Source organism: Pseudomonas sp. 57B-090624 (assembly GCF_003234055.1).
In the GTDB taxonomy this organism is placed as follows: Bacteria; Pseudomonadota; Gammaproteobacteria; order Pseudomonadales; family Pseudomonadaceae; genus Metapseudomonas; species Metapseudomonas tohonis.
Genome location: NZ_QKRU01000029.1, coordinates 13,915 through 38,202 on the forward strand (window position 1 = coordinate 13,915; position 24,288 = coordinate 38,202).

Below are 24,288 nucleotides of genomic sequence, written 5' to 3' on the forward strand. Positions count from 1 at the left end.
TTGCCAGCGCAGCGTTGAAGACAGGCTCAAGATGCTCATTTACAGCTCGTAAACGTCGCTCTTTCGCCTGTTCTTGCCTCGCGCTGCCTGCCTCGCCTGCGTTTTTGGTGCCTCGATAGTTGTCTGGCCATTCCCGGAAGTGGCACAACCAGGACGTTGAGGTCGCCAGCGAGCGGCCGCAGCGCCGCGACGCCAGGCTCCATGGTTCGCGGCTAACCTGCAGGTTGTGCCACTTTTTCGTTGCAGCGGTGCTGTCCGGTTCCATTCGGGGCGCTGCATGAGGACCTGAACATGCTCAACGGCTACGGCTCGACCATTCTCGATGGTGCCTGGCTCACCCTTCTGCTGGCCCTGTCGTCCATGTCCATGGCCATCGTCCTGGGCCTGGTCGGCGCGGCGTTCCGCCTGTCGCCGGTGCGCTGGCTGGCGCTGCTGGGCGAGACCTATGCCACGGTGATCCGCGGCATTCCCGACCTGGTGCTGATCCTGCTGATCTTCTACGGCGGCCAGCAGGTGGTGAACATGGTCGCGCCCATGGTCGGCTACGAGGACTACATCGACCTCGACCCGTTCTGGTCCGGGGTCTTCACCCTGGGCTTCATCTTCGGCGCCTACCTGTCCGAGACCTTCCGTGGCGCCTTCATGGCGATCCCCAAGGGCCAGGGCGAGGCCGGCTTCGCCTACGGCATGAGCGGTCGCCAGGTGTTCTTCCGCGTGCTGGTGCCGCAGATGATCCGCCTGGCCATCCCCGGCTTCACCAACAACTGGCTGGTACTGACCAAGGCCACCGCGCTGGTCTCGGTGGTCGGCCTGCAGGACATGATGTTCAAGGCCAAGAGCGCCGCGGACGCGACCCGCGAGCCCTTCACCTTCTACCTGGCCGTGGCTGCGCTCTACCTGGTGCTGACCAGCGTTTCCCTGCTGGCCCTGCGCTTCCTGGAAAAACGCTATTCCGCCGGCATCAAGGCCGCCGAGCTGTGATCAAGAGGGCGCACGCGTGATCTTCGACTACAACGTCATCCTGGAAAACCTGCCGCTCTACTTCGGTGGTGTGCTGGTCACCCTCAAGCTCCTGGCGATCTCCCTCGCCCTGGGCCTGCTGGCGGCCGTGCCCCTGGCGCTGATGCGGGTCTCCAAGCAGCCGGCGATCAACTTCCCGGCCTGGCTCTACACCTACGTCATCCGCGGCACCCCGATGCTGGTGCAGCTGTTCCTCATCTACTACGGGCTGGCGCAGTTCGCCTGGGTGCGCGAGAGCGCCCTGTGGCCCTACCTGTCCAACGCGACTTTCTGCGCCTGCCTGGCGTTTGCCATCAACACCAGCGCCTACACCGCCGAGATCCTCGCCGGCAGCATCCGCGCCACGCCCCACGGCGAGATCGAGGCGGCCAAGGCCATCGGCATGTCGCGGGCCAAGCTGTACCGTCGCATCCTGCTGCCCTCGGCCCTGCGCCGTGCGCTGCCGCAGTACAGCAACGAGGTGATCATGATGCTGCACACCACCAGCCTCGCCTCCATCGTCACCCTGATCGACATCACCGGCGCGGCGCGCACCGTGAACTCGCAGTACTACCTGCCGTTCGAGGCGTTCATCACCGCCGGCCTGTTCTACCTGTGCCTGACCTTCATCCTGGTGCGCCTGTTCAAGCTGGCCGAGCGCCGCTGGCTGGCCTACCTGGCCCCGCGCAAGGCCTGATCCCATGCAGCGCATCGACCACCTCCTGCCCTGGGGCATCCCCGGCACCCGCCGCGAGCTGACGGTCTTCCGTTTCGGCTCGGGCGAGCGCAAGGCCTATATCCAGGCCTCGTTGCATGCCGACGAGCTGCCGGGCATGCGCGTGGCGGTGGAGCTGAAGAAGCGCCTGGCCGAGCTGGAGGCCGAAGGGCGCCTGGCCGGTGTGATCGAGCTGGTGCCGGTGGCCAACCCCATCGGCCTCGGGCAGATGCTCCAGGCCAACCACCTGGGGCGTTTCGAGCTCGCCAGCGGCAGGAACTTCAACCGTGGCTTCGCCGACCTGGCCGAGCTTGTGGCGCCGATGCTGGAGGGCCGCCTGGGCAGTGACGTGGCGGCCAACGTGCGCTCGATCCGCAGCGCCATGCAGGTCGCCCTGGACGGCCTGGCGCCGGCCGCCTCCGAACTCGAGGGCCTGCAGCGCCTGCTGCTGCGCCACGCCTGCGACGCCGACCTGGTGCTCGACCTGCATTGCGACTTCGATGCGGTGGTGCACCTCTACATGATTCCCCAGCAGGCGGACGCCTTCCGCCCGCTGGCCGCGCGCCTGGGTGCCGGCGCCATGCTGGTGGCCGAGGATTCCGGCGGCAGCTCGTTCGACGAGGCCTGCTCCATGGCCTGGCTGCGCCTGCAGCGTCGCTTCCCCGATTGCGCCATTGCGCTGGCCTGTGTGGCGGCGACCGTGGAGCTGGGCGGCATGGCCGACACCGGGCGTGAGCGCGCCGAGGCCAGTTGCGAGGCCATCCTCGCCTTCCTCGCCGGGCAGGGACTGATCAGCGGCGACTGGCCGCCGGCCCCTGCGCCCAGTTGCGAGGTGACGCCCTTCGAGGGCGCCGAATACGCCTGTGCCCCCCATGCCGGGGTGGTGAGTTTCCTGCAGCCGGTGGGCGCGCTGGTCGAGGCGGGTGATCCGCTGTTCGAGGTGATCGACCCCTTGAGCGACCGCCACAGCGTGGTGCGTGCCTCCACCCGCGGCGTGCTGTATGTGCGCGAACGCCTGCGTTTCGCGCAGCCCGGACTGTGGCTGGCCAAGGTGGCCGGCCATGTACCCATTCGTCAGGGACGCTTGTTGAGCGACTGATCCATTCGCATCGAGACCGAGACCATGTACAAACTGGAAGTCCAAGACCTGCACAAGCGCTATGGCAGCCATGAAGTCCTCAAGGGCGTGTCCCTGGCGGCCAAGGCGGGCGATGTGATCAGCATCATCGGCTCGAGCGGCTCGGGCAAGAGCACCTTCCTGCGCTGCATCAACATGCTCGAGCAGCCCCATGGCGGCAAGATCCTGCTCAATGGCGAGGAGCTGAAGCTGGTGGCCAACCGCGATGGCGGCCTCAAGGCGGCCGAGCCCAAGCAGCTGCAGCGCATGCGCTCGCGCCTGGCGATGGTGTTCCAGCACTTCAACCTGTGGTCGCACATGAGCGCCCTGGAGAACGTCATCGAGGCGCCCGTGCACGTGCTCGGCGTGCCGAAGAAGGAAGCCATCGAGAAGGCCGAGCACTACCTGGCCAAGGTGGGCGTGGCGCACCGCAAGGACGCCTACCCGGCGCACATGTCCGGCGGCGAGCAGCAGCGCGTGGCCATCGCCCGTGCGCTGGCGGTGGAACCCGAGGTGATGCTGTTCGACGAGCCCACTTCCGCGCTCGACCCCGAGCTGGTGGGCGAGGTGCTCAAGGTGATGAAGGACCTGGCCACCGAAGGCCGCACCATGGTGGTGGTGACCCACGAGATGGGCTTCGCCCGCGAGGTCTCCAACCAGCTGATCTTCCTGCACAAGGGCGTGGTCGAGGAGACCGGTTGCCCGCGCGAAGTGTTGGCCAATCCGCAATCCGAGCGCCTCAAGCAGTTCCTCTCGGGGAGCCTGAAGTAATTAATGCCAACTGCGGCTAAGCTGCCTGCCATGACTGCCCATCGAATCGGTTTTCTCCTCTGGCCCGGCACCAAGGCCATGACCCTGGCGCTGGCTGAGGAAGCACTTCGTGTCGCCCAGCGGCTGCACCCCGAAGTGGTCTACGAGCTGCACTTCCTCCAGGCCGAGGCGCCCTCCGAGGGGGCCTGGCGCCTGCCCGGCGAGGCCTGGACCGGCCGGCTCGAAGGGCTCACCCGCCTGTTCCTGCTGGCTGACGAGCCGCCCGCGCCGATGTCCGCCGCGCTGTCGGCGGCGATCAAGCAACTGGTGCGTGCCGGCTGCGTGATCGGCGGCCTGTCGGCGGGGGTCTACCCGCTGGCCCAGCTCGGCCTGCTCGACGGTTACCGCGCGGCGGTGCACTGGCGCTGGCAGGACGACTTCACCGAGCGCTTCCCCAAGGTCATCGCCACCAGCCACCTGTTCGACTGGGACCGTGATCGCCTCAGCGCCTGTGGCGGTCTTTCGGTCCTCGACCTGCTGCTGGCGGTGCTGGCCCGCGACCACGGCGCCGAGCTGGCGGGCGCGGTTTCCGAGGAACTGGTGGTGGAGCGCATCCGCGAGGGCGGCGAGCGCCAGCGCATTCCGCTGCAGAACCGCCTCGGCTCCAGCCACCCGAAGCTCACCCAGGCGGTGCTGCTGATGGAGGCCAACATCGAGGAGCCGCTGACCACCGACGAGATCGCCCAGCACGTGTGCGTGTCGCGTCGCCAGCTGGAGCGCATCTTCAAGCAGTACCTCAACCGCGTGCCCAGCCAGTACTACCTGGAACTGCGCCTGAACAAGGCCCGGCAGATGCTGATGCAGACCAGCAAGTCGATCATCCAGATCGGCCTGTCCTGCGGCTTCTCCTCCGGCCCGCACTTCTCCAGCGCCTACCGCAACTTCTTCGGCGTCACCCCCCGCGAAGACCGCAACCAGCGGCGCAGCGGCGGCCCCTTCGACAACCAGCCGGCACTCGCCGAGCGCGGTTGATCGCCCGCACCGGGTGGGCGTCGAGCCTGCCCGGTGTCTGGCCTGTCCCTTTCCTTCACTTGAACCTGAGAAGTTACGTCCTCAGGGCGTGGTCATGAGTCATCGGCGCTGCCTGTGAAGGTTTGAATTGAGCGCTCAGCAGGATGAACTCGTGCCGTAGGGTGTGCCGTGCGCACCGCCGCACGGTGTTTCCGGCAGGCTCCCCAGGTGCGCGCGGCACACCCTACGTCCAAGCTCCGAAGTCTGCCTGCGCAACCCTTATGGGGACCAAAGCAAGTCTGCGTTCTATGAGCGTGGATTTACGTCCATACACCGCCCGGTGGGCCGCGCTGCGCTTGGCGCCAACCTACGGAGCCCGTCTCCTGCTGGCCGCGTCCAGGCAGCGTTCCAACGTGGCGACCGCGCGCGTGAGCTCTTCGGGGGTGTAGGCGGCGAAGCCCATGAGAAAGCCCGGTTGCGCAGGGCGCTCGACATACAGCCCGCTCAGCCCGAGCAGCTCGATGCCCGCATTGCGCGCGGCGGCGACGGCGTTGCTTTCAGGCAGGTCTCCGGTCAGCAGGCAGGGCATCTGCAGTCCGCCGGCCGGAACGCGGGGTTCGATCACCGTGCCCAGCCTCGTCTCCAGCAGCTCGGCGAGGAGCGCCAGGCGTTCGGCATAGAGGGTGCGCATGGCGCGGACGTACGCGCCGAAGTGCCCGCCGCTGATGAAGCGCGCCAGGGTCAGCTGGGCGATGGAGGCGGTATGGCCGTCCTGCAGGGAGCGTGCGATGGTCATGGGCTCCACCAGTGCCGGCGGCAGCACCAGGTAGCCGATGCGCAGCCCCGGGAACAGCGACTTGGTGAAGGTGCCGATGTAGAGCGTCCGCTCGTGCGCGTCCAGGCCCTGGACGCAGGCGGTGGGGCGGCCCGCGTAGTGGAACTCGCTGTCGTAGTCGTCCTCGATGATCCAGGCCTGCTCCCGCTGGGCCCATTCGATCAGCGCCAGGCGTCGTTCCAGGGAAAGTGTCGCGCCGGACGGAAACTGGTGGGACGGCGTCAGGTACACGGCCCTGGCGGGGTGCGGATGGGCCAGGAGCTGGTCGACCTGCAGGCCGTCCGTGTCGACCGTGATGGCCTGGCAAACCAGGCCCGCCGCCTCGAAGGCCTTGCGCGCACCGTAGTACACCGGGTCTTCGACGAAGATCCGCTCGCCCGCATCCAGCAGCACGTTGGCGCACAGCCCCAGCGCCTGCTGCGAGCTGGTGAGCACCAGCACCTGATCCGCGGTGGTGCGGGCGCCGCGTTCCAGGTTGACGTAGTCGGCGATGGCGCGGCGCAGCGGTTCCAGGCCCTGGGGGTCGCCATGCAGCAAGGCCTTCGCGCCGAACTCCTTGAGCGCCTGGCGCTGCAGGCGCTCCCAGGTTTGCAGCGGAAAGGTGCGCGTTTCGGGCACGCCATGGGCGAAGGGGCGGGGTGCGAGGTGCTCGCGCACGCCGCCCTGGCGCAGCATGGTCTCCCCACGCTTGCTCAGGCCGACTCCGTTCGCGACCGCCTTGCGTGTACGGCGGGCGGGCCTGCCGGGTGACAGGCGGGTGGCCTCGGCGACGAAACTGCCACTGCCGACGCGGCGCTCGATGAAGCCTTCGGCATGCAGCTGGCCGTAGGCGGCCTCGATCGTGTCGCGGGAAACGCCGAGGGAGGTGGCCAGCAGGCGGGAGGCGGGCAGCGGCGTGCCCGTCGCCAGGGCGCCGTCCAGGATCAGTTGGCGGAGGGTGCGCTGGATCCGCGCGTGCAGCGGCAGGGGGCGGAGTTCCGGATGGGCCAGCCGGGCCTTGACCGATTCCAGTAGGGCGTTCTTGAACAATTGGTCTGCTCTTGATGCGCTTATTGGTGGGGATAATCCGGCCAATGGGGCGCTATAAAACCGTCCTGGTCAAGCCTGGCAAGGCCGGCGCAGAGAGCGAAGGCCCGGTGCTTGACCGGCAGTTCCGGGGGAGAGGCCCGCCGGATGCGAGACAGGAGCATTTCCATGACAGCTGTGCAGCAACTCATATCGGTGCGCCCCGTGGTGGCGGAGGACTTCGATAAATGGGCCGAGTACTGGGGCAAGTACCAGGAGTTCTACGCCGTGGACCTGAGTGCGGAGACCACCCGGGCGACCTGGGCGCGGTTCTTCGATGGCGGCGAGCCGGTCCATTGCGCCGTCGCCACGGACGGTGAGCGCATCTTCGGCTTCGTCCATTTCGTCTTCCACCGCTCGACCTGGGCCTTGAACGACTTCTGCTACCTGGAGGACCTCTACGTATCGCCCAGCGTGCGTGGCCAGAAGATCGGCAAGGCGCTCATCGAGTACGTGCAGGGGCAGGCCCGGGAAAAACAGTGCGACAGGCTCTACTGGCACACCCAGGAAACCAACAGGACCGCCCAGCGGCTGTATGACTGGATCGCCGAGCGGCCGGGCGTGATCGAGTACCGGATGCCGCTTTAGCGAGGCGGGGGCCTGTCGCGGAGCCCGCTCGGGCGCTGCGACAGGGAGCTGCGCAGGCAGCCCCTGCAAGGAAGCCGGAACCGCCCGGTTCCGGCCGTTGCCGATCGCCATTCGCGTCGCCATCCAGGCCTCGCCGGTCATCCACTGACCGATGCGCTGCGCCTCGTGCGTCCCGTGGCGATCCGCGTTTAAACTGCGCCTTCCCGAAGCTTTCTGTCGCATTTCCGAAAGCCTCGGATTTTCGCGGGTTGGCGCTGTAAGAAGTTGTCGCTTGGCGGCAATGCCAACCCCGAATCTGTCCCTACAATCCTTTCATCACTAGCCGTCCATGGCAGGAGAAACTGATGTCCGTTGAGCATGCGCAGGTCGAGCGCGCCGATTTCGATCAGGTGATGGTTCCCAACTACGCCCCCGCCGCCTTCATTCCGGTACGCGGTGAGGGTTCGCGAGTCTGGGACCAGAGTGGCCGCGAACTGATCGATTTCGCCGGCGGTATCGCCGTGAACTCCCTCGGCCATGCTCACCCGGCGCTGGTCAAGGCACTGACCGACCAGGCCAACAAGATCTGGCACGTCTCCAACGTCTTCACCAACGAGCCGGCCCTGCGCCTGGCCAAGAAGCTGGTGGCCGCCACCTTCGCCGAGCGCGTGTTCCTCGCCAACTCCGGCGCCGAGGCCAACGAGGCCGCGTTCAAGCTGGCCCGCCGCTACGCCCATGACGTCTACGGCCCGCAGAAGCACGAGATCATCTCGGCCACCAACAGCTTCCATGGCCGCACCCTGTTCACCGTGACCGTCGGTGGCCAGCCCAAGTATTCCGACGGCTTCGGCCCCAAGGTGGAGGGCATCACCCATGTGCCCTTCAATGACCTGGACGCGCTGAAGGCGGCCATCTCCGACAAGACCTGCGCCGTGGTGCTCGAGCCCGTGCAGGGCGAGGGCGGCGTGCTGCCGGCCACCCAGGCCTACCTGGAAGGCGCGCGCAAGCTGTGCGACGAGCACAACGCGCTGCTGGTGTTCGACGAAGTGCAGAGCGGCATGGGCCGCAGCGGCAAGCTGTTCGCCTACCAGAACTATGGCGTCACCCCGGACATCCTCTCCAGCGCCAAGAGCCTGGGTGGCGGTTTCCCCATCGGCGCCATGCTGACCACCACCGAGATCGCCAAGCACCTGGTGGTGGGCACCCACGGCACCACCTACGGCGGCAACCCGCTGGCCAGCGCCGTGGCGGAAGCCGTGCTGGACGTGGTCAACACCCCGGACGTGCTCAGCGGCATCAACGCCAAGCACGACCGCTTCAAGACCCGCCTGCAGGCGATCGGCGAGAAGTACGGCATCTTCACCGAAGTGCGTGGCCTCGGCCTGCTGATCGGCGCCGCCCTGTCCGATGCCTGGAAGGGCAAGGCCAAGGACGTGCTCAACGCCGCCGAGAAGGAAGCGGTGATGGTGCTGCAGGCCGGCCCGGACGTGGTGCGCTTCGCGCCCAGCCTGGTGATCCCGGATGCCGACATCGACGAGGGCCTGGACCGCTTCGAGCGCGCCGTGGCCAAGCTGACCCAGGCCTGAGGCCGGGTGAAACGCGGCACAGGGCTGTGCCGCGGTTCCGATTCCAGGGATGAGCGTTTTCATGCGTGATCGGCGGCCGTTGGCCGCCGTTTTCTCCGGCCGACCGTGCATGGGTTGTCCGGAGCCTTTATTGAAGGAGTGACACCATGCTGGTGATGCGCCCCGCGCAAATGGCCGACCTTGCCGATGTTCAGCGCCTGGCTGCGGACAGCCCCGTTGGTGTCACTTCGCTGCCGGACGACGCCGAGCGCCTTGGCGAGAAGATCGCCGCCTCGGAAGCCTCGTTCGCCGCCGAAGTCAGCTTCAACGGCGAGGAGAGCTATTTCTTCGTCCTCGAGGACACCGAGACCGGTCGCCTGGTCGGGTGCTCGGCCATCGTCGCCTCGGCGGGCTTCTCCGAGCCCTTCTACAGCTTCCGCAACGAGACCTTCGTCCACGCCTCGCGCGAGTTGAAGATCCACAACAAGATCCATGTCCTCTCGCTGTGCCACGACCTCACCGGCAACAGCCTGCTGACCAGCTTCTACGTGCAGCGCGAGTTGGTGGGCACCGCCAGCGCGGAGCTCAACTCCCGGGCGCGCCTGATGTTCATGGCCAGCCACCCGGAGCGCTTCGCCGATGCGGTGGTGGTGGAGATCGTCGGCTACAGCGACGACGAGGGCGAGTCGCCGTTCTGGAACGCCGTGGGCCGTAATTTCTTCGACCTGAACTACATCGAGGCGGAGCGCCTGTCCGGCCTGAAGAGCCGCACCTTCCTCGCCGAGCTGATGCCCAACTATCCCATCTACGTGCCGCTGCTGCCCGACGAGGCCCAGGAATCCATGGGCCAGGTGCACCCGCGCGCGCAGATCACCTTCGACATCCTGATGCGCGAAGGCTTCGAGACCGACAACTACATCGACATCTTCGATGGCGGCCCGACCCTGCACGCGCGCACCTCCGGCATCCGCTCCATCGCCCAGAGCCGCGTCGTGCCGGTGCGCATCGGCGAGCAGCAGAAGGGGGGCCGCCAGTACCTGGTGAGCAACGGCCTGCTGCAGGACTTCCGCGCCCTGGTGGCCGACCTCGACTGGGTGCCCGGCAAGCCGGTGGAACTCAGCCTGGAGATCGCCGAAGCCCTCGGTGTGGGTGAAGGCGCCAGCGTGCGCCTGGTAGCGATTTAAACCCAAGCGCCAAGCGGGGGCCCTGCCGCCCGGTTTGCAGCTTGCCGCTCGAAGCTTGCAGCTCTAACGGAGTCACTATGATCGTTCGTCCCGTACGCAGCGCCGACCTGCCTGCCCTGATCGACCTGGCGCGCAGTACCGGTGCCGGCCTCACCACCCTCCCGGCCAATGAGGAGCGCCTGGCGCATCGCGTGGGCTGGGCGGAGAAGGCCTTCACCGGCCAAGCCGAACGGGGCGATGCGGACTACCTGTTCGTGCTCGAGGACGACGACGGCAAGGTGGTGGGCATCTCCGCCGTGGCCGGCGCCGTCGGCCTGCGCGAGCCCTGGTACAACTACCGCGTCGGGCTCACCGTCAGCGCCTCGCAGGAGCTGAACATCCACCGGCAGATCCCCACGCTGTTCCTGGCCAACGACCTGACCGGCAACTCCGAGCTGTGCTCGCTGTTCCTGCACGCCGGCTACCGCACCGGCCTCAACGGTCGCCTGCTGTCCAAGGCGCGCTTCCTGTTCATCGCCGAGTTCCCCGAACTGTTCGGCGACAAGGTGATCGCCGAGATGCGCGGCATGTCCGACGAGCACGGCGTCTCGCCGTTCTGGGAGAGCCTGGGCCGGCATTTCTTCAAGATGGAATTCTCCCGCGCGGACTACCTCACCGGCGTCGGCAACAAGGCCTTCATCGCCGAGCTGATGCCCAAGTTCCCGCTCTACACCTGCTTCCTCTCCGAGGCGGCGCGCGATGTCATCGGCCGCGTGCACGCCGACACCGAGCCGGCGCTGGCCATGCTCAAGGGCGAGGGCTTCAGCTTCCAGGGCTATGTCGACATCTTCGACGCCGGCCCGGCCATCGAATGCCAGACCGCGAAGATCCGCGCCGTGCAGGACAGCCAGGCGCTGGTGCTGGCCGTGGGCACGCCGGGCGACGATGCCACGCCGTACCTGATCCACAACCGCAAGCGCGAGGATTGCCGCATCACCGCCGCCCCGGCCCGCCTGGCCGCCGGCACCCTGGTGGTCGATGCCGACACCGCCAAGCGCCTGAAACTCTCGGCTGGCGCTTCGGTCCGCGCCGTGCCGCTGTCGGCCAAGGAGTCCGTCAAATGAGCACCCATTACATCGCAGGCGCCTGGCAGGCCGGGCAGGGCGAGGCCTTCGACTCGCTGAACCCCGTCACCCAGGAGTCCGTATGGAGCGGCCAGGGCGCCAGCGCCGAGCAGGTCGAGGCCGCCGTGGCCGCCGCCCGCGCCGCCTTCCCGGCCTGGGCCCGACTGAGCCTGGAGGCACGCATCGCCGTTCTCGAGCGCTTCGCCGCCACCCTCAAGACCCGCGCCGACGAACTGGCCCGCTGCATCGGCGAGGAGACCGGCAAGCCCTTGTGGGAGTCGGCCACCGAGGTGACCACCATGGTCAACAAGGTCGCCATCTCCATCCAGAGCTACCGCGAACGCACCGGCGAGAAGAGCGGCCCGCTGGCCGACGCCACGGCCGTGCTGCGCCACAAGCCCCACGGCGTGGTCGCCGTGTTCGGCCCCTACAACTTCCCCGGCCACCTGCCCAACGGCCACATCGTGCCCGCGCTGCTGGCCGGCAACGCGGTGGTGTTCAAGCCCAGCGAGCTGACCCCCAAGGTGGCCGAGCTGACGGTCAAGTGCTGGATCGAGGCGGGCCTGCCCGCCGGCGTGCTCAGCCTGGTGCAGGGCGGCCGCGAGACCGGCATCGCCCTGGCCGCGAGTGCCGGCATCGACGGCCTGTTCTTCACCGGCTCCAGCCGCACCGGCAACCTGCTGCATCAGCAGTTCGCCGGCCGCCCGGACAAGATCCTGGCGCTGGAGATGGGCGGCAACAACCCGCTGGTGGTGGACGAGGTGGCCGATGTGGATGCCGCCGTCTACACCATCATCCAGTCCGCCTTCATCTCCGCCGGCCAGCGCTGCACCTGCGCCCGCCGCCTGCTGGTGCCGGTCGGCGCCTGGGGCGACGCGCTGCTGGCGCGCCTGGTGGCGGTGGCGGCGAGCATCCAGGTCGGCGCCTTCGACGCCCAGCCGGCACCCTTCATGGGCTCGGTGATCTCCCTGGACGCCGCGCGCCACCTGCTCAAGGCCCAGGAGCACCTGATCGCCCAGGGCGCCACGCCGCTGCTGGCCATGTCCCAGCCGCTGGAGACCGCCGCGCTGCTGACCCCCGGCATCCTCGACGTCACCGCTGTGGCCGAGCGCCCGGACGAGGAGTTCTTCGGTCCGCTGCTGCAGGTGATCCGCTACGCCGATTTCGACGCCGCCATGGCCGAGGCCAACGCCACCCAGTACGGGCTGGCCGCCGGCCTGCTCTCGGATTCCCGCGAGCTGTACCAGCGCTTCTTCATCGAGAGCCGCGCCGGCATCGTCAACTGGAACAAACAACTGACCGGGGCCGCGAGCAGCGCGCCCTTCGGGGGCATCGGCGCATCGGGCAACCACCGCGCCAGCGCCTACTACGCCGCTGACTACTGCGCCTACCCGGTCGCCTCGCTGGAAAGCGAAACCCTTGCCCTGCCTGCAACCCTGACGCCTGGAGTCAGCCTATGAGCGCCCATGAAGTGAACTTCGACGGTCTGGTCGGCCCGACCCACAACTACGGCGGCCTGTCGTACGGCAACGTGGCGTCGCAGAGCAACAGCCAGGCCGTCTCCAGCCCGAAGGAGGCCGCCCTGCAGGGGCTGGCGAAGATGAAGGCGCTGATGGAGATGGGCTTCAAGCAGGGCGTGCTCGCCCCGCAGGAGCGCCCCAACGTCGCCGCGCTGCGCAGCCTCGGTTTCGCCGGGAGCGACGCCCAGGTGATCGAGAAGGCCGCCCGTGACGCCATGCCGCTGCTGGCCGCCTGCAGTTCGGCATCGAGCATGTGGACCGCCAACGCCTGCACCGTCAGCCCCAGCGCCGACACTGCCGATGGCCGCGTGCACTTCACCGCTGCCAACCTCAACTGCAAGTTCCACCGCAGCATCGAGCACCCCACCACCAGCCGCGTGCTGGGGGCGATGTTCGCCGACGAGCGCCACTTCGCCCACCACGCGGCGCTGCCGGCGGTGGCGCAGTTCGGTGACGAAGGCGCGGCCAACCACACCCGTTTCTGCAAGGGCTACGGCGAGGCCGGCGTGGAGTTCTTCGTGTTCGGCCGCAGCGCCTTCGACAGCCGCTTCCCGGCGCCCTCGCGCTACCCGGCGCGGCAGACCCTGGAGGCCAGCCAGGCCGTCGCGCGCCTGCACGGGCTGAGCGAGGCCGGTGTGGTCTACGCCCAGCAGAACCCGGCGGTGATCGACCAGGGCGTGTTCCACAACGACGTGATCGCGGTGGGCAACGGCGAGGTGCTGTTCCACCACGAGGACGCCTTCCTCGACACCGACAAGGTGCTGGCCGAGTTGCACGACAAGCTGGGCCGCGTCGGTGGCCGTTTCCAGGCCGTGTGCGTACCGCGTGTGGCGGTGACGGTGGAGGACGCCGTGCGTTCCTACCTGTTCAACAGCCAACTGCTCAGCCGCGCCGATGGCAGCATGCTGCTGATCGTCCCGGAGGAGTGCCGCAACAACGCGCGGGTGTGGAGCTACCTGCAGACCCTGACCGCCGAGGACGGCCCGATCCGCGAGGTGAAGGTCTTCGACCTCAAGCAGAGCATGCAGAACGGCGGCGGCCCGGCGTGCCTGCGCCTGCGCGTGGCGCTGAAGGACGACGAGCTGGCGGCGGTGAACCAGGGCGTGATCCTCACCCCTTCGCTCTACGACACCCTGACCGGGTGGGTGGAGAAGCACTACCGCGACCGCCTGAGCGAAACCGACCTGGCTGATCCACAATTGCTCACTGAATGCCGCACGGCATTGGATGAGCTGACGCAGATCCTTAAACTGGGCGCCGTTTATCCGTTTCAACTGAATTGAGCGGCAAGCGCCAAGCGACACGCTTCAAGTAGAAGCCGCCGCCTACACTTGCCGCTTGTCGCTTACGACTTGGAGCTCTAGTAAATGTCCGACGCCCTGCAACTCATCCTCGAAGACACCGACGGTACCCAGCTCGAAACCTCCTGCACGCGCTTTGCGGTGATGTGGCAGGGCAAGGAGGTCTGGATCCAGACCGCCGGCAACGGCCAGCTGCTGATCGGCGTGGATGTCGAGGAAGGCGATACCGAGTACGCCAACCTGTTGCTGCGCCCGCTGGCGACCAACCTGGTCAGCCTGCAGCTGGAGATGGAGCCGGCCGACGCCGGTGATGACGACGAGGACGGCCACGTGCATGGCCCGGACTGCAACCACGATCATTGAGGACGCGCGGATGTTGGCCCTTGGCAAACTGCTTGAACTGACCCTGGCCGGCCGCGAGCCGACCGAGAAGATTCAACTGACCGCCGAGGGCGCCCGCCTGCACTGGCTGGGCGAGGGGGCCCTGGAAGTCACCCCGCCCGTCCATGCCGACAATGGCATGGACCTGCTGCTCTCCGCCGGCATCCACGGCAACGAGACGGCGCCGATCGAACTGCTCGACCGCCTGCTGCAGGGTGTCGCCCGGGGCGAGCTCAAGCCCCGCTCGCGCGTTCTCTTCCTGCTCGGCAACCCCGAGGCCATGCGTCGCGGCGAACGCTATGTCGAACAGGACATCAACCGCCTGTTCAATGGCCGCCACGAGCAGACCAGCGGCTTCGAGGCGATGCGTGCCAACGAGCTGGAGCGCCTGGCCGCGGCGTTCTTCATCAAGCCGGGCCGTACCCGCCTGCATTACGACCTGCACACCGCCATCCGTGGCTCGAAGATCGAGCAGTTCGCCCTCTACCCCTACAAGGAAGGGCGCGAGCACTCCCGCCGCGAGCTGGCGCGCCTGGGGGCCGCCGGCATCGAGGCGGTGCTGCTGCAGAACAAGACCGGCATCACCTTCAGCTCCTACACCTATGCCAGCCTGGACGCCGAGGCCTTCACCCTGGAGCTGGGCAAGGCGCGCCCGTTCGGCCAGAACTGCCAGGTCAACCTCGAGCTGCTGGAGGCGCGTCTGCGCCTGCTGGTGGAAGGCGCGGAACCCGAAGACGAGGGCGAGGACCTCGGTCCATTGCAGCTGTTCTCCGTGTCCCGCGAGGTGATCAAGCACAGCGATGCCTTCCAGCTGCACCTGCCGGCGGACATCGAGAACTTCAGCGAGCTGCCCATCGGCTACCTGCTGGCCGACGACATCGCCGGCACCCGCTGGGTGATCGAGGAGGAGGGCGCGCGCATCATCTTCCCCAATCCGAAGGTGAAGAACGGCCTGCGCGCCGGCATCCTCATCGTTCCCGCCGAAGTCGACTGACGGGCGCCTGCCTCCTTCCCGGGCTGATGCCCGGGCTACCTCTTCGCCGGCTCTTCCCGGGCTTCGACATTTGCCCACTTGCTCGCCTCGCCGTGCTCCTTTAGGGTCGTTCCCTCACCCAGCCAAGGAGCCCGAGATGGCCGTCATAGACCTGCGCAGCGATACCGTCACCCAACCCACCCCCGGCATGCGCGACGCCATGCAGGCGGCCCCGCTGGGTGATGACGTCTATGGCGAAGACCCCACCGTCAACCTGCTGGAAACCACGCTCGCCGGGCGCCTGGGCTTCGAGGCCGCGCTGTTCGTGCCCACCGGCACCATGAGCAACCTGCTGGGGCTGATGGCCCATTGCGAACGCGGCGACGAATACATCGTCGGCCAGCAGGCCCACACCTATAAGTACGAGGGCGGTGGTGCGGCGGTGCTCGGTTCGATCCAGCCGCAGCCCATCGATGGCGAAGCGGATGGCTCCCTCGACCTGGCGAAGGTCGAGGCGGCGATCAAGCAGGACGATTTCCACTTCGCCCGCACCCGCCTGCTGGCGCTGGAGAACACCATGCAGGGCAAGGTCCTGCCCCTGGAATACCTGGCGGCGGCGCGCGAGCTGACCCGCCGTCGCGGCCTGGCGCTGCACCTGGACGGCGCGCGGCTGTACAACGCGGCGGTGAAGCAGGGCGTGGACGCCCGCGAGATCACCCGTCACTTCGATTCGGTTTCGGTGTGCCTGTCCAAGGGCCTGGGCGCCCCGGTGGGCTCGGTGCTGTGCGGCAGCGCGGCGCTGATCGCCAAGGCCCGGCGCTTGCGCAAGATGGTCGGCGGCGGCATGCGCCAGGCCGGCCTGCTGGCGGCCGCTGGGTTGTACGCCCTGGATCACCAGGTGCAGCGCCTGGCGGACGACCATGCCAACGCCGCGCGCCTGGGTGCCGGGCTGGCCGAACTGGGCTATGGCGTGGAGCCGGTGCAGAGCAACATGGTCTATGTTGATCTGGGCTCGCAGGCGCCGGCGCTCAAGGCGTTCATGGCCGAGCGGGGGATCGTCCTGAGTGCGGCGCCGCGCCTGCGCATGGTCACCCACCTGGACGTCGACGCCGCCGGCATCGAGCGAGTGATCGAGGCGTTCGCCGAGTTTCGTCGCAGCTGATCACCCGATAGCGTTCGATAGTCGCTTTCTATCGCATAAAGGCACTATCCCGCAGGCACAGGGCCTATATAATGCGGCCCTTTGCCGGCGATTCGTGGCCGCAGTTTCCGTGGAAGAACCTATGAAAAGCGCTCAAATCCGTGAAGCCTTCCTGAGCTTCTTCGAAGAGAAGGGGCACACCCGTGTGGCCTCCAGCTCCCTGATCCCGGGCAACGACCCGACCCTGCTGTTCACCAACGCCGGGATGAACCAGTTCAAGGACTGTTTCCTCGGCCTGGAAAAGCGCGCCTACACCCGTGCCACCACCAGCCAGAAGTGCGTACGCGCCGGCGGCAAGCACAACGACCTGGACAATGTCGGCTACACCGCGCGCCACCACACCTTCTTCGAGATGCTGGGCAACTTCAGCTTCGGCGACTATTTCAAGCGTGACGCCATCACCTACGCCTGGGAATTCCTCACCTCGGAAAAATGGCTGAACCTGCCCAAGGAGAAGCTCTGGGTCACGGTCTACGCCAGCGATGACGAGGCCTACGACATCTGGACCAAGGAAGTCGGCATCCCCGCCGAGCGCATGGTCCGCATCGGCGACAACAAGGGCGCGCCTTACGCCTCCGACAACTTCTGGGCGATGGGCGACACCGGCCCGTGCGGCCCTTGCACCGAGATCTTCTACGACCACGGCCCGGACATCTGGGGCGGCCCGCCCGGATCCCCGGAAGAGGACGGCGACCGCTACATCGAGATCTGGAACAACGTCTTCATGCAGTTCAACCGCACGGCGGACGGCGTGATGCACCCGCTGCCGGCACCGAGCGTGGACACCGGCATGGGCCTGGAGCGCGTCAGCGCCGTGCTGCAGCACGTGAACTCGAACTACGAGATCGACCTGTTCCAGAGCCTGCTGAACGCCGCGGCCAAGGCCATCGGTTGTGCCAACGAAGGCCAGGCGTCGCTGAAGGTGGTCGCCGACCACATCCGCTCCTGCTCCTTCCTGATCGCCGACGGCGTGCTGCCGTCCAACGAAGGCCGTGGCTACGTGCTGCGCCGCATCATTCGCCGCGCCTGCCGCCACGGCAACAAGCTGGGTGCCAAGGGCACCTTCTTCCACCAGATCGTCGCCGCGCTGGTCGGCGAGATGGGCGACGCCTTCCCCGAGCTCAAGCAGCAGCAGGCACACATCGAGCGCGTGCTGAAGACCGAGGAAGAGCAGTTCGCCAAGACCCTGGAGAACGGCCTGAAGATCCTCGAGCAGGACCTGGCCGGCCTTTCCGGCAGCGTCATCCCGGGCAACGTGGTGTTCAAGCTGTACGACACCTACGGCTTCCCTGCAGACCTCACCGCCGATATCGCCCGTGAGCGCGAGCTGACCATCGACGAGGAGGGCTTCGAGCGCGAGATGGAGGCCCAGCGCCAGCGCGCCCGAGAGTCCAGTTCTTTCGGCATGGATTACAACAGCCTGGTCAAGGTCGACGGTGAGACCCGCTTCCTCGGCTACCAGGGCCACTCCGGTGCCGGCCAGATCGTCGCGCTGTTCAAGGACGGCCAGGCGGTCGACAGCCTCAAGGAAGGCGAGGAGGGCGTCGTCGTCCTCGACCAGACCCCGTTCTACGCCGAATCCGGCGGCCAGGTGGGTGACTGCGGTTACCTGGAAGGCGCCGGGGTGCGTTTCGACGTGCGCGACACCACCAAGGCCGGCGGTGCCTTCCTGCACCATGGCGTGGTCGCCCAGGGCAGCCTGAGCACCGGTGCTTCGGTCAAGGCGGAAGTGGCAGGTGACGTACGCCAGGCCACCGCGCTCAACCACTCGGCCACCCACCTGCTGCACGCTGCGCTGCGCCAGGTTCTGGGCGAGCACGTACAACAGAAGGGCTCCCTGGTGGACAGCCAGCGCCTGCGTTTCGACTTCAGCCACTTCGAGGCGATCAAGCCTGAGCAACTGAAGGCGCTGGAAGACATCGTCAACGCCGAGATCCGCAAGAACAGCGCGGTCGATACCGAGGAAACCGATATCGAGACCGCCAAGGCCAAGGGCGCCATGGCGCTGTTCGGCGAGAAGTACGGTGACCAGGTGCGTGTGCTGAGCATGGGCGATGGCTTCTCCGTCGAGCTCTGCGGTGGTACCCACGTGTCCCGCACCGGCGACATCGGCCTGTTCAAGATCACCAGCGAAGGCGGCGTGGCCGCCGGCGTGCGTCGCATCGAGGCGGTGACCGGCGCAGCGGCGCTGGCCTACCTGAACGGCGCCGAGGAACAGCTCAAGGAAGCGGCCGGCCTGGTCAAGGGCAGCCGCGACAACCTGCTGGACAAGCTCTCCGCTCTGCTGGAGCGCAACCGCCAGCTGGAGAAGGAGCTGGACCAGCTCAAGGCCAAGGCGGCAAGTGCTGCCGGCAACGACCTCGCGGCTTCTGCCGTCGACGTCAAGGGTGTGAAGGTCCTGGCCGCGCGCCTGGACCTGGACGGCGATGCGCTGCTGGCGCTGGTCGACCAACTGAAGAACAAGCTCGGCCGCGCAGTGATCCTGCTCGGCGGCGCGCTGGAGGGCAAGGTGACACTGGTCGCCGGTGTCACCCAGGACCTGACCGGCCAACTCAAGGCCGGCGATCTGATGAAGCAGGCCGCGGCTGCGGTCGGCGGCAAGGGCGGTGGTCGTCCTGACATGGCCCGTGGCGGCGGTACCGACGCCGTGGCCCTGGAGCAGGCCCTGGCCCTGGCCGTACCGTTCGTCGAGCAGGGTCTGTAAGACCCCGCCGCCAACGGCCCGCCCCACGCCCGGCGGGCCTTGGCAGTGTTCTGCGTTGATTGTTTAATGGGCGCCCTTCACGGGATTAGGCGGCTTTTGAAATGGCTTTGATCGTACAGAAGTTTGGGGGGACCTCGGTCGGCACCGTCGAGCGCATCGAGCAGGTGGCCGAGAAGGTCAAGAAATTCCGCGAAGGCGGCGACGACATCGTGGTGGTGGTTTCCGCCATGAGCGGCGAAACCAACCGTCTCATCGACCTGGCCAAGCAGATCAGCGATAAGCCGGTGCCGCGCGAGCTGGACGTGATGGTTTCCACCGGCGAGCAGGTGACCATCGCCCTGCTGGCCATGGCGCTGATCAAGCGCGGCGTGCCGGCGGTTTCCTATACCGGCAACCAGGTGCGCATCCTCACCGACAGCGCGCACAACAAGGCGCGCATCCTGCAGATCGACGACCAGAAGATCCGCAGCGACCTCAAGGCGGGTCGCGTGGTGGTGGTCGCCGGCTTCCAGGGCGTGGACGAGCACGGCAACATCACCACCCTCGGCCGTGGCGGCTCCGACACCACCGGCGTGGCCCTGGCGGCGGCGCTGAAGGCCGATGAGTGCCAGATCTATACCGATGTAGATGGCGTCTACACCACCGATCCGCGCGTCGTGCCCCAGGCCAAGCGCCTGGACAAGATCACCTTCGAGGAGATGCTGGAAATGGCCAGCCTCGGCTCCAAGGTGCTGCAGATCCGCTCGGTGGAGTTCGCCGGCAAGTACAACGTCCCGCTGCGCGTGCTGCACAGCTTCCAGGAGGGTCCGGGCACCCTCATTACCCTTGATGAAGAGGAATCCATGGAACAGCCGATCATCTCCGGCATCGCCTTCAATCGCGACGAAGCCAAGCTGACCATCCGTGGCGTACCGGATACTCCCGGCGTTGCCTTCAAGATCCTCGGGCCGATCAGCGCCGCCAATATCGAAGTGGACATGATCGTGCAGAACGTCGCGCACGATAACACCACCGACTTCACCTTCACCGTGCACCGCAACGACTACCAGAACGCGCTGCAGGTGCTGGAGCAGACCGCTCGCGAGATCGGCGCCCGTGAAGTCAGCGGCGACACCAAGATCGCCAAGGTCTCCATCGTCGGTGTCGGCATGCGCTCCCACGCGGGCGTCGCCAGCCGCATGTTCGAGGCCCTGGCCAAGGAAACCATCAATATCCAGATGATCTCCACCTCCGAGATTAAGGTGTCCGTGGTGATCGAGGAGAAGTACCTCGAGCTGGCCGTGCGTGCCCTCCATACCGCCTTCGAGCTCGACGCACCCGCCCGACAGGGCGAGTGAGGCATATAACGAAAGGCGCGGCTCACCCCGCGCCTTTTGTCGTTTTTGGTCGGCACTGTTGGAACTTTCCTTTTGCCAGTGCTGGTCAATACTTGGGTGGAGGCCCCTTGATAACGCATGGGGTCGATACCATTTCTTTTTTGCAGACTGTTTTGTCCCTGAACATTAAATCCGTGAGGAGAAAGGAATGCTGATTCTGACTCGCCGGGTCGGAGAGACCCTGATGGTGGGTGACGACGTCACTGTCACCGTGTTAGGCGTGAAAGGTAATCAGGTGCGCATCGGCGTCAACGCCCCGAAGGAGGTAGCCGTGCACCGTGAAGAGATTTACCAGCGCATACAGAAAGAGAAAGACCAGGAACCAAGCCACTAATTTTTCTGCATTTTTTGCTTTGCAAACGGGGAAAACATGGATATCATGCGCCCCGTGTTGCGGAGAGGTGGCCGAGTGGCCGAAGGCGCTCCCCTGCTAAGGGAGTACACCTCAAAAGGGTGTCGGGGGTTCGAATCCCCCCTTCTCCGCCATTATTAAGCGTTATAGAGATGTCAGCGGTTAGTTCGGTAAGTTGTTGAAAATTATCGAAAAAGCAGTTGACGAAGGTTTGAGATTCTCTATAATGCGCGCCCTACACGCACTCATAGCTCAGCTGGATAGAGTACCCGGCTACGAACCGGGCGGTCGGAGGTTCGAATCCTCCTGAGTGCGCCATACAGGATGCGGCGATCAAGGTCGGCGCATCGGGCAGTAACCAGTGGTGATCTGGTCTAAAACCACCGAAACGCACTCATAGCTCAGCTGGATAGAGTACCCGGCTACGAACCGGGCGGTCGGAGGTTCGAATCCTCCTGAGTGCGCCATACAAGAGAAGGGCCTGCAGCAATGCAGGCCCTTTTTCTTTGCGTCTGAAAAGTGATACGGCAGCGGCAAGCTTCAAGCCTCAAGCTGCACGCACAAGCCATCATGTCTTCGCCTCCCTTCTGCGCTGCCACTGCTGCGTGGCGAGCTGTGGTTGGGGAGGGTGGTGAGGCGGTAATGAAAAAGCCCGGCAATGGGCCGGGCTTCGCGTGAGGCGCGTGGGCTCAGAGCAGGACGGAGTACCAGAACACCCGGCCGATGATATTGATGTGCTCGTTGGCTTCGCTGGCCTCGTAGCGTTCGTCGGGGTGTTCGTCGCTGTTGAAGCTGCGCACGCGCAGGCCGCCCCCGGGCAGGCGGTAGAGCAGCTTCACGCGCAGCTGGCCGTCATGGTCGAAGGCGTACATGTCGCCATCCTTGATGGTACGTGAGCTGGTGTCGACGCCCACGGTGCTGCCGTCGGGCAGGACGGGCTCCATGCTGTTGCCGTTCACCGTCACGCAAGCTGCGCTGGCGGCATCGATGTTCTTCTTGCGCAGCGAGTATTTGCCGAAGCGCAGCTTGCGGCCGGTGGTCTGCAGCACGACCGTGCTGCCCTTGCCGCCGGACAGCTCCACCTCCTTGTAGAAGGGCAGCTCGATCTCGTCGGCGTCCAGTGGCGTGTCGTCGTCCCAGGGCTCCACGCCGCCGAACCAGTCGGCATTGCCAGGTTGTCGATTCATCCGGCCTTCCAGCATCTCTCCACGGCCTTCCGCGAGCCAGCGTGGGCTGACGCCGCAGATGGTGGCGATCTGGGTGGCGAAGCTGGTCGCGCGCGATTTGCCGCGCTCCAGGTCGGATATAGAGGTTTGTGTCATGCCGGCTGCGCTTGCGAGCTGTACCTGGCTCAGGTTGGCGTGCTTGCGGGCGGCCTTGATGCGGTCTTTGAGTTCCATGGGCGCAGAATAAGGGCGGACCTATGTCAATGCAAGTGCATAAATATAGATACTCCTATATAATTGGCACCAGAATTCGGCTGTCCCGCTGCGCCGCATCGAGTCCCAAGGCGACTCGGGAGAGCGGCGGAGCGGGGCGGCTTTCATCGTTCAGCCGGCCAGGGGGTCGGCCCATGGGAAGGGAAAACACAATGTTCCAGACGACAGAACAGGCGCTTGCGGTTGCTTACTGGATGGCTGAGCACAAGGCCGGCCCGCGTTCGTCGACGGCGATGGCCATCGACGTGTTGCGCGAACGTTTCGATACCAGCTTCGTCAGCAAGCTGCCCAGCGGCTTGAGCCCGCACGAATGGCAGGCGCAGTCGGTGATGACCATCCGCTTCGCCCAGCGCCTGCTGGCCGATCACCCGCTGGAGCTTGCAGTGGTGCAGGCCGAGTACGCTCATGGCCGTGATTTCGTGGTGGCTATTGCAGCCCTGCGTGACTGGCTTCGCCCGCAGGCGGACTCGGCCGAACAGCGTGCGGCGCTTGCACTATTGATGCGCATGTTCCGCCGCCCGCCGCACAGCATCCGCGAGGTCGAGCGGCTCACCGGCCTGTCCAAGAGCACCCTGCATCGCTGGGACCAGGATTGGCGCACCAAGGTCGCCGGCAAGCTGCGCGATGCCGTGGCGCGCCTGGAGGCGCCCATGTCCAGCGCGGGGATCGTGGTTGCGCATTGATGAGGAAAAATTTCTTTTAAAAAATGGCTTTTCCCATATTGACGATATGGGACGATAAAGGTAAGATAGCTCCAAGATCGAAATCAAACCAACTGAAGCCCGCACATCGCGGGCTTCGGCGTTTCTGGGCCTGGTGAAAACCGCACGGCCTTCAAGAAAGGAGTCTCCCATGACCGAGCCAAGTATTGCGGTCGCCATGGCAGGCGGGGTGGCTGGCGCCGGTGTCGCGATGATCGTGCCCGGTGTCGATGGCAATGCACTGATCGGCGGCTTCGGCGGCGCGATCTTCTTCGTAGTGTTCGCCCGTGACTATCAACCGCTTACCCGTGTGGGCTACCTGCTGGTGTCCTGGGTCGGCGGTTACTACACCGCCGTCGAGGCGGTCAGTCGCGGTATTTCGCAGACCAGCGGGGCGGTCGCCTTCGTCGCCGCGACGCTCTGCGTGACGGCGGGCGTCGGCCTGCTGGAATGGATGCGTGGCGGTCAGCTGCCATCCTGGTTGCGGACGATCCTGCGGCGCGGAGCGGGAGGCAAGGATGGATGATCCATTGGCCACCGGCACCCTCGTGGTCTGCGCGGCGATCTGCCTGCGACTGCTGACCTACCGGCGGCGTGGCTCACGCTTTCGCCCCGGCGTTTCACTCTGCGCCTACCTGTTGGCGCTCTGCACGGGCTGCCAGGCGCTGACCATCGCCCTCGGGCGCTACCAGGGCGAACACCTCTCGCCCTGGATGCTCGGCGTCCTGCTGATCCTGTTGTTCCTGGTGCTCCGGGCCCGCGGCAATCTCGCGCGGATCCTGCACCTGGGCTGATCGCCCCTTAGTTTCCAACCTACCCACCGCGACCCGAGAGGCAGCGGCGCGCACTCCTGCGCGCCGCTTGCCTGGCCGCACCTATTTACCAGGAGGACTCAATGACCATCACCGCCACGCGGCTGGATGTCGCCGCCCTGCGCGAGGCATTGCGCGGCCTGCTCGAACTGCCGGTCGGCGCGCTGATCGCGGCGGACCAGGCAGCCGCGCCGCCGTCCGGACTCTACGCCAGCCTGCGTGAAACGCAGTCGGCGGAGCAGGGCAAGTCCCGCCGCGAGTTCAACGGCAACAACGAACGGGAAACCGTCGTCACCAGCTGCGAGACCACCTTCGGCCTCGTCGGCTTCGGTACCGGTGCCCTCGACCTGATCCACGACGCGCGCTCGGTGCTGCAGTCGAGCCTCGCCCAGGACCGCTTGCGGCGCCTCGGCGTCGCGCTGCTGCGCCTGGCACCGATCGAAAACCTGTCCAGCGTCGAGGCGGGCGTTGCCCGGGAGCAAGCGCGCCTCGACCTCGTCCTCGGCCACGACCACCGCGTGACCCTGGAACAGAAACACATCGCTTCCTCGGTGGTGAGCGCCCACACCGATACGGGCCTCACCGCCACCCTCACAGTGAATCCAACGGAGACCTGA

General features: G+C 66.4%; 23 protein-coding genes and 3 tRNA genes. 24 read left to right on the plus strand and 2 right to left on the minus strand.

The window, feature by feature from the left end; all coding sequences use genetic code 11:
- The first annotated feature begins 291 nt into the window (after nt 1–291).
- From DMX10_RS15245 to argR, 5 genes are read left to right on the plus strand one after another with little or no spacing between them, the layout of a single operon-like run.
- Nucleotides 292–981, plus strand: a complete 690-nt coding sequence (locus DMX10_RS15245; protein WP_111261872.1) for an ABC transporter permease — start codon at nt 292–294, stop codon at nt 979–981.
- A gap of 16 nt (nt 982–997) precedes the next feature.
- Nucleotides 998–1,696 carry an ABC transporter permease gene (locus tag DMX10_RS15250; RefSeq protein WP_111261873.1) on the plus strand — a complete coding sequence of 233 codons (699 nt, stop codon included), beginning with the start codon at nt 998–1,000 and terminating at the stop codon, nt 1,694–1,696.
- Between the two features lie 4 nt (nt 1,697–1,700).
- Nucleotides 1,701–2,813, plus strand: a complete 1,113-nt coding sequence (locus tag DMX10_RS15255; RefSeq protein WP_111261874.1) for a succinylglutamate desuccinylase/aspartoacylase family protein — start codon at nt 1,701–1,703, stop codon at nt 2,811–2,813.
- 24 nt (nt 2,814–2,837) lie between these two features.
- Nucleotides 2,838–3,602 (plus strand): ABC transporter ATP-binding protein, encoded by a 765-nt coding sequence (locus tag DMX10_RS15260; protein ID WP_021218464.1) that lies wholly within the window; start codon nt 2,838–2,840, stop codon nt 3,600–3,602.
- A gap of 30 nt (nt 3,603–3,632) precedes the next feature.
- Nucleotides 3,633–4,613 carry a transcriptional regulator ArgR gene (gene argR, locus DMX10_RS15265; protein ID WP_178082961.1) on the plus strand — a complete coding sequence of 327 codons (981 nt, stop codon included), beginning with the start codon at nt 3,633–3,635 and terminating at the stop codon, nt 4,611–4,613.
- A 346-nt stretch (nt 4,614–4,959) separates the two neighbouring features.
- On the opposite strand, the gene DMX10_RS15270 is transcribed toward argR, so the two are convergent.
- Nucleotides 4,960–6,456, minus strand: a complete 1,497-nt coding sequence (locus DMX10_RS15270; RefSeq protein WP_111261876.1) for a PLP-dependent aminotransferase family protein — start codon at nt 6,454–6,456, stop codon at nt 4,960–4,962.
- 165 nt (nt 6,457–6,621) lie between these two features.
- Between DMX10_RS15270 and DMX10_RS15275 the strand changes: the two genes are divergently transcribed.
- From DMX10_RS15275 to DMX10_RS15345, 15 genes are all read left to right on the plus strand, one after another.
- Nucleotides 6,622–7,080, plus strand: a complete 459-nt coding sequence (locus DMX10_RS15275) for a GNAT family N-acetyltransferase (RefSeq protein WP_111261877.1) — start codon at nt 6,622–6,624, stop codon at nt 7,078–7,080.
- 344 nt (nt 7,081–7,424) lie between these two features.
- A complete protein-coding gene (locus tag DMX10_RS15280) occupies nt 7,425–8,645 on the plus strand; it encodes an aspartate aminotransferase family protein (RefSeq protein WP_111261878.1) in 1,221 nt (406 codons plus the stop codon).
- A gap of 146 nt (nt 8,646–8,791) precedes the next feature.
- Nucleotides 8,792–9,808 (plus strand): arginine/ornithine succinyltransferase subunit alpha, encoded by a 1,017-nt coding sequence (gene aruF, locus DMX10_RS15285; RefSeq protein WP_111261879.1) that lies wholly within the window; start codon nt 8,792–8,794, stop codon nt 9,806–9,808.
- Nucleotides 9,809–9,885: 77 nt separating this feature from the next.
- Nucleotides 9,886–10,911: an arginine N-succinyltransferase gene (astA, locus tag DMX10_RS15290; protein WP_111261880.1), complete on the plus strand. Its 1,026-nt coding sequence runs from the start codon at nt 9,886–9,888 to the stop codon at nt 10,909–10,911.
- Nucleotides 10,908–12,371: a succinylglutamate-semialdehyde dehydrogenase gene (astD, locus tag DMX10_RS15295; RefSeq protein WP_111261881.1), complete on the plus strand. Its 1,464-nt coding sequence runs from the start codon at nt 10,908–10,910 to the stop codon at nt 12,369–12,371. Before astA ends, astD begins: the two co-directional genes overlap by 4 nt.
- Complete coding sequence (gene astB / locus DMX10_RS15300) at nt 12,368–13,714, plus strand: N-succinylarginine dihydrolase (protein ID WP_111261882.1); 1,347 nt, start codon at nt 12,368–12,370, stop codon at nt 13,712–13,714. The genes astD and astB overlap by 4 nt, the downstream gene beginning before the upstream one ends.
- Nucleotides 13,715–13,798: 84 nt before the next feature.
- Nucleotides 13,799–14,095, plus strand: coding sequence for a hypothetical protein (locus tag DMX10_RS15305; RefSeq protein ID WP_021218473.1), 297 nt, complete (start codon nt 13,799–13,801; stop codon nt 14,093–14,095).
- Nucleotides 14,096–14,105: 10 nt separating this feature from the next.
- Nucleotides 14,106–15,107: a succinylglutamate desuccinylase gene (astE, locus tag DMX10_RS15310; RefSeq protein ID WP_111261883.1), complete on the plus strand. Its 1,002-nt coding sequence runs from the start codon at nt 14,106–14,108 to the stop codon at nt 15,105–15,107.
- Between the two features lie 136 nt (nt 15,108–15,243).
- On the plus strand, nt 15,244–16,248 hold the full coding sequence (gene ltaE / locus DMX10_RS15315; RefSeq protein ID WP_111261884.1) for a low-specificity L-threonine aldolase: 1,005 nt from the start codon (nt 15,244–15,246) through the stop codon (nt 16,246–16,248).
- 121 nt (nt 16,249–16,369) lie between these two features.
- Complete coding sequence (alaS, locus tag DMX10_RS15320) at nt 16,370–18,991, plus strand: alanine--tRNA ligase (protein WP_111261885.1); 2,622 nt, start codon at nt 16,370–16,372, stop codon at nt 18,989–18,991.
- 101 nt (nt 18,992–19,092) lie between these two features.
- Nucleotides 19,093–20,328: an aspartate kinase gene (locus DMX10_RS15325; RefSeq protein ID WP_111261886.1), complete on the plus strand. Its 1,236-nt coding sequence runs from the start codon at nt 19,093–19,095 to the stop codon at nt 20,326–20,328.
- Between the two features lie 187 nt (nt 20,329–20,515).
- Nucleotides 20,516–20,701 carry a carbon storage regulator CsrA gene (csrA, locus tag DMX10_RS15330; protein ID WP_003283978.1) on the plus strand — a complete coding sequence of 62 codons (186 nt, stop codon included), beginning with the start codon at nt 20,516–20,518 and terminating at the stop codon, nt 20,699–20,701.
- Between the two features lie 61 nt (nt 20,702–20,762).
- Nucleotides 20,763–20,853, plus strand: a tRNA-Ser gene (locus tag DMX10_RS15335).
- A 107-nt stretch (nt 20,854–20,960) separates the two neighbouring features.
- Nucleotides 20,961–21,037: transfer RNA gene (locus DMX10_RS15340), tRNA-Arg, on the plus strand.
- Between the two features lie 72 nt (nt 21,038–21,109).
- Nucleotides 21,110–21,186 (plus strand) — tRNA-Arg (locus DMX10_RS15345).
- A 222-nt stretch (nt 21,187–21,408) separates the two neighbouring features.
- Here DMX10_RS15345 and DMX10_RS15350 read toward each other — a convergent pair.
- Nucleotides 21,409–22,119 (minus strand): helix-turn-helix transcriptional regulator, encoded by a 711-nt coding sequence (locus DMX10_RS15350; protein ID WP_111261887.1) that lies wholly within the window; start codon nt 22,117–22,119, stop codon nt 21,409–21,411.
- A gap of 191 nt (nt 22,120–22,310) precedes the next feature.
- On the opposite strand from DMX10_RS15350, the gene DMX10_RS15355 reads away from it, so the two are divergent.
- From DMX10_RS15355 to DMX10_RS15370, 4 genes are all read left to right on the plus strand, one after another.
- Complete coding sequence (locus tag DMX10_RS15355; RefSeq protein WP_111261888.1) at nt 22,311–22,841, plus strand: hypothetical protein; 531 nt, start codon at nt 22,311–22,313, stop codon at nt 22,839–22,841.
- A 169-nt stretch (nt 22,842–23,010) separates the two neighbouring features.
- Entirely contained in the window at nt 23,011–23,385 is a 375-nt protein-coding gene (locus DMX10_RS15360; protein ID WP_111261889.1) for a putative holin, read from the plus strand.
- Nucleotides 23,378–23,653 (plus strand): phage holin family protein, encoded by a 276-nt coding sequence (locus tag DMX10_RS15365; protein WP_111261890.1) that lies wholly within the window; start codon nt 23,378–23,380, stop codon nt 23,651–23,653. Before DMX10_RS15360 ends, DMX10_RS15365 begins: the two co-directional genes overlap by 8 nt.
- A gap of 101 nt (nt 23,654–23,754) precedes the next feature.
- Nucleotides 23,755–24,288 carry a hypothetical protein gene (locus tag DMX10_RS15370; protein ID WP_178082962.1) on the plus strand — a complete coding sequence of 178 codons (534 nt, stop codon included), beginning with the start codon at nt 23,755–23,757 and terminating at the stop codon, nt 24,286–24,288.

Coding starts and splice junctions, on each gene's coding strand:
- astE (WP_111261883.1), top strand. CDS start 14,106: ATGTTGGCCCTTGGCAAACTGCTTGAACTGACCCTGGCCGGCCGCGAG.
- DMX10_RS15360 (WP_111261889.1), top strand. CDS start 23,011: ATGACCGAGCCAAGTATTGCGGTCGCCATGGCAGGCGGGGTGGCTGGC.
- DMX10_RS15245 (WP_111261872.1), top strand. CDS start 292: ATGCTCAACGGCTACGGCTCGACCATTCTCGATGGTGCCTGGCTCACC.
- argR (WP_178082961.1), top strand. CDS start 3,633: ATGACTGCCCATCGAATCGGTTTTCTCCTCTGGCCCGGCACCAAGGCC.
- astD (WP_111261881.1), top strand. CDS start 10,908: ATGAGCACCCATTACATCGCAGGCGCCTGGCAGGCCGGGCAGGGCGAG.
- DMX10_RS15350 (WP_111261887.1), bottom strand. CDS start 22,119: ATGGAACTCAAAGACCGCATCAAGGCCGCCCGCAAGCACGCCAACCTG.
- ltaE (WP_111261884.1), top strand. CDS start 15,244: ATGGCCGTCATAGACCTGCGCAGCGATACCGTCACCCAACCCACCCCC.
- DMX10_RS15365 (WP_111261890.1), top strand. CDS start 23,378: ATGGATGATCCATTGGCCACCGGCACCCTCGTGGTCTGCGCGGCGATC.
- aruF (WP_111261879.1), top strand. CDS start 8,792: ATGCTGGTGATGCGCCCCGCGCAAATGGCCGACCTTGCCGATGTTCAG.
- csrA (WP_003283978.1), top strand. CDS start 20,516: ATGCTGATTCTGACTCGCCGGGTCGGAGAGACCCTGATGGTGGGTGAC.
- DMX10_RS15325 (WP_111261886.1), top strand. CDS start 19,093: ATGGCTTTGATCGTACAGAAGTTTGGGGGGACCTCGGTCGGCACCGTC.
- astA (WP_111261880.1), top strand. CDS start 9,886: ATGATCGTTCGTCCCGTACGCAGCGCCGACCTGCCTGCCCTGATCGAC.
- alaS (WP_111261885.1), top strand. CDS start 16,370: ATGAAAAGCGCTCAAATCCGTGAAGCCTTCCTGAGCTTCTTCGAAGAG.
- astB (WP_111261882.1), top strand. CDS start 12,368: ATGAGCGCCCATGAAGTGAACTTCGACGGTCTGGTCGGCCCGACCCAC.
- DMX10_RS15255 (WP_111261874.1), top strand. CDS start 1,701: ATGCAGCGCATCGACCACCTCCTGCCCTGGGGCATCCCCGGCACCCGC.
- DMX10_RS15305 (WP_021218473.1), top strand. CDS start 13,799: ATGTCCGACGCCCTGCAACTCATCCTCGAAGACACCGACGGTACCCAG.
- DMX10_RS15370 (WP_178082962.1), top strand. CDS start 23,755: ATGACCATCACCGCCACGCGGCTGGATGTCGCCGCCCTGCGCGAGGCA.
- DMX10_RS15260 (WP_021218464.1), top strand. CDS start 2,838: ATGTACAAACTGGAAGTCCAAGACCTGCACAAGCGCTATGGCAGCCAT.
- DMX10_RS15275 (WP_111261877.1), top strand. CDS start 6,622: ATGACAGCTGTGCAGCAACTCATATCGGTGCGCCCCGTGGTGGCGGAG.
- DMX10_RS15280 (WP_111261878.1), top strand. CDS start 7,425: ATGTCCGTTGAGCATGCGCAGGTCGAGCGCGCCGATTTCGATCAGGTG.
- DMX10_RS15355 (WP_111261888.1), top strand. CDS start 22,311: ATGTTCCAGACGACAGAACAGGCGCTTGCGGTTGCTTACTGGATGGCT.